The sequence below is a fragment of the Paracoccus gahaiensis genome, assembly GCF_005048225.1.
Lineage (GTDB): Bacteria > Pseudomonadota > Alphaproteobacteria > Rhodobacterales > Rhodobacteraceae > Paracoccus > Paracoccus gahaiensis.
Genome location: NZ_SUNI01000059.1, coordinates 1 through 3,399, shown reverse-complemented (window position 1 = coordinate 3,399; position 3,399 = coordinate 1). Strand labels below are relative to the sequence as shown.

Sequence of the window (3,399 nt, the reverse complement as noted above, 5' to 3'; positions counted from 1 at the left end):
ACCATCAAGGCCGGCAGGCCATCCGCAACTGGTGGCTGGCCGCAAAGGCGAAGTATCGACACCATGCAGAGCCGATCGGCATGGAGCAGGCCGGAGGAAAGACCATCGTCCGGGCGACCGTGACCGGCGATTTCCCCGGCAGCCCTGCGGTGCTGACCTTCACCTTTGGGTTGGCGGGCGACCGCATCACCGATCTGGAGGTCGGATGATGTCGGATTTCCTGACGCTGAAGGGCAAGCGCGCCCTGATCACCGGAGGCACGCAGGGCGCTGGCGCGGCCACCATGGCGCTGTTCCGTCAGCTTGGCGCGCAGGTGCTGACCACGGCCCGCAAGCCTGTCGATCTGCCGAAGGCGCTGTTCGTCGCCGCCGACCTGACCACGACGGAAGGATGCGAGGTCGTCGCCAAGGCCGTGCGGGACCGGATGGGTGGCACCGACATCATCGTCCACATGCTGGGCGGCTCCTCTGCCCCTGGCGGCGGCTTCGCGGCCTTGGGCGATGCAGAATGGCAGGCCGAGTTGGCCCTGAACCTGCTGCCCGCACTGCGGCTGGACCGGGCGCTGGTGCCTGGCATGGTCGCGCAGGGTGCGGGCGTGGTCGTCCATGTCACCTCGATCCAGCGCCTGGTGCCGCTGCCGGAGGCGACGACCGCCGACGCTCGGTCGATGTCGTCCCGCGCGGTGGCGAGGGATTGGAGTCACGAGTCATGTCGATGGGCGCTAGTCCTTCTGATGTTCGCGACCGACGCGGCGGGAAGGCAGATCCGAGCAAAGCTGATGTGAGGGTGGAAACCGTGCGCATGGAAACCCCGATTTTTCGCCTGAAACTGACGATTTTTCGGGACTAAGCCCACCGCATACAGAACCGCGCCAGAAGGACCCAAGAGGGCAGGGGTCGGAGGGCATCGATGTGCCGTACTCTAAGGCATGTCCGCCTTGGTGACGCGGCAGCATGCGTCCTGATGATCTACCGATGCTTCAGCAATGCACCTCAACAACGCATAACTCGCTGATAGTGTTAAGATGTACCACTCACCGACAATCCTTTCTCTATAGAAACATGCCTGTGCCATTGGTACAGATTCTGCCCTTCGATTTTTATTGAGAAGTGCAGCATCTCAACACTTACAAAGACTTGCGAATGAAATGGCGTCGCTGTTGCGTCATCGGTGCGTCACGAAAAGCCCGAGGAAGTAAGGACCAGAAGCCGCGCGCTTTTTGTCTATACCCGCGACCTGCGCCTGCACGCGCTGAACAAAGCCATTGATCCCCGGGATTGCGTTCGGCTTGAAGCCCTCCGCTGCGGCCCACATGCTGAACAGCCGATATGCGTCCCGCGTCGCCAGCTTCGGCCCGCCGTTGTAGATCGGCTGCACTTCGGTGCAGCTGTCAATCCACGCAAGGACCGGATCATGCCCGAACAGCCACTCGTTCATCTCCTCCTTGCTGCTCTCAGGGATCGTGAAGTTGCGCTGGCGGATCAGATCCGCGGCTCCCTCGACAGCCCATGCCAGTAGCAGATCGGCCTCTTCCGTGGCGATGCGCTTGCCGATGTTCTCGACGCGCTCTCCCATCGGAATGGTTCTGCAGAAGCTGATGATCAGGATCCGGCGCTGCACGCCGCGGTCAAGGCCGCCTTTGAAGCTTATCAGCTTGTTGGTGGCGAAAACGTTCTGCGCAACCGACCGGAACTCCACCCGGCTTCTGTAAAGCTCACGCCCGTCAATTGGTTCGCCGGTAACGATCGCTTTGAATGTATCTGACGAGACTGCCGCGCTTGAGAGTTCGTCAGAAGCGTTCAATAGCTTGCCCCGCAAGCCGATAACGTGGCGCTCATCTGCCATGCGGGCGGCGGATATCGAGCAGACGGCAGAGGGTGGTAACAGACCCCGGGCAAGATCGAGGAACTGACTCTTTCCGTTTTCCGCAGTCTTGCCGTAGAGGATGACAGCACGAGGCTGTACGAGCCTCGTTGCATAGCCGAGGGCGGCTACGCCGCAGATTTCCTTAAGGAGCTGAACCTTCGCTTCCGCGTCCTTGTCACCTAGGAAGATGCCTTTCAGAAAGCCTGCGAGGAGGGAGCCAGAGGGTGGAGTACCCTTGTTTTCGGGATGCCAGCGGCCCGGAAGCACATGGCGGCAGCCATGCTCGGGATCATGCGGCCCCAGACGAGTTGAGCCATCAGTATCAATCCGGATGAAGCCGGATGCGCAGTTGATCCCTCCTGTCTGAGGCTGGAAGAAGCCGGGTTCGGCACAGATAGACGCGCATTCATGCAGAATGGAGTCGATGCGGCCTCGCCCCAACTTCACCCGCGAAGGCTGACCACTGGCCGAGGAAAAGGCCGCACCATCATACTGGTGAACGATGCTGCGCATGTGATCCTGAGAGATCACTTCCCAGTGGGTGCCGGTGTAGCGCCAGAAATCGCCTTCGGTGTAGGCGATCCGGCCATATCGCGCGATGAGGTCTTTGCGGGCACGGGCCGCAACTTCCACATCGGAACCAATGTCTAGCTGCTTGCAGCTCGTTTCCGCATGCCCAGGCCTAAAGCGTTCGGCGGAGTTGATGCAGCTGCGCACGGCCTCATTTCCTTTGAGGATCAGCACGTCGTTAAAGTCCTGCCCAGCGGGCGGGGTAGCGATCATGACAGTGGAGCCACGCTCGGCGAGGGCGCTGGCAGCGCGGACTATTTGTTTTCCCGCTGGGCTACCCGCGCGGTCTCCGTCGCGGGCGACAATGACGTCGCCTCTGTCAGGAACTGGAGCACAGCCGATATTTGAAATGCCCAGACAAGCCCACACCTCCTGGCCAGTGGCTTGCCAGATGGAGAGCGCCGTCTCGACACCTTCGCACAGGACGACAGGGGCACTGCCAGGAAAGCGGACGGCGGCGTGACTGGCCCAGCCATCGACCGTCTTGTTCGTGCGCTTGACCACCGTGACCGAAGCTTTGGTGCCTTCGGGGGTAAGGTAAACCTGCTGAACCGCCAACACCTCCCCGGCGTGATCGGTCGCAAGCGCGACCATCGCGCCATATGCGCCGAAGGCTTTGGGACGGTAGCGAATGCAGTCGGGCAGGGCAATTGTGATGCCGCGGCTGCGCAGATACGGCATCACCGGGGAGGCGGCGGGATCTGCTGCTTGAGCTATGATCGTAGCCACTTTTTCGGCTCGCTTAGTGTCAGTTGAAGCTGCCAGTTCAGCGGATACTAGGAAGGACGTTGCGGGCGCTGACCGCTTTGATGTCCGGCTGCTTTCTACCGGAAATTTGACCTGCCCCCCGGAACGTCCCTCGGTTTGATGTAGAGTTTGCTTCATCACGAAGGAGCATACGATATGAGGAAAAGCCGCTTCACCGAGGCGCAGATCATTGGGATGATCAAGGAGCAGGAAGCC

At 61.0% G+C, this 3,399-nt stretch carries 2 protein-coding genes and 1 pseudogene; 2 read left to right on the top strand and 1 reads right to left on the bottom strand.

What is annotated here, in order from left to right; translation table 11 throughout:
- A pseudogene (locus tag FA743_RS19970) lies at positions 1 to 209 on the top strand (nuclear transport factor 2 family protein); the annotation flags it as partial.
- A complete protein-coding gene (locus tag FA743_RS19965) occupies positions 209 to 784 on the top strand; it encodes an SDR family NAD(P)-dependent oxidoreductase (protein WP_246055077.1) in 576 nt (191 codons plus the stop codon). The pseudogene FA743_RS19970 and the gene FA743_RS19965, both read left to right, overlap by 1 nt.
- A gap of 380 nt (positions 785 to 1,164) precedes the next feature.
- On the opposite strand, the gene FA743_RS19960 is transcribed toward FA743_RS19965, so the two are convergent.
- On the bottom strand, positions 1,165 to 3,321 hold the full coding sequence (locus FA743_RS19960) for a toprim domain-containing protein (RefSeq protein ID WP_425467212.1): 2,157 nt from the start codon (positions 3,319 to 3,321) through the stop codon (positions 1,165 to 1,167).
- Positions 3,322 to 3,399 lie beyond the last annotated feature (78 nt).

What these genes read in the sequence shown, in the direction of transcription:
- FA743_RS19965 (WP_246055077.1), top strand. Translation starts at nt 209, where the DNA reads ATGTCGGATTTCCTGACGCTGAAGGGCAAGCGCGCCCTGATCACCGGA.
- FA743_RS19960 (WP_425467212.1), bottom strand. Translation starts at nt 3,321, where the DNA reads ATGAAGCAAACTCTACATCAAACCGAGGGACGTTCCGGGGGGCAGGTC.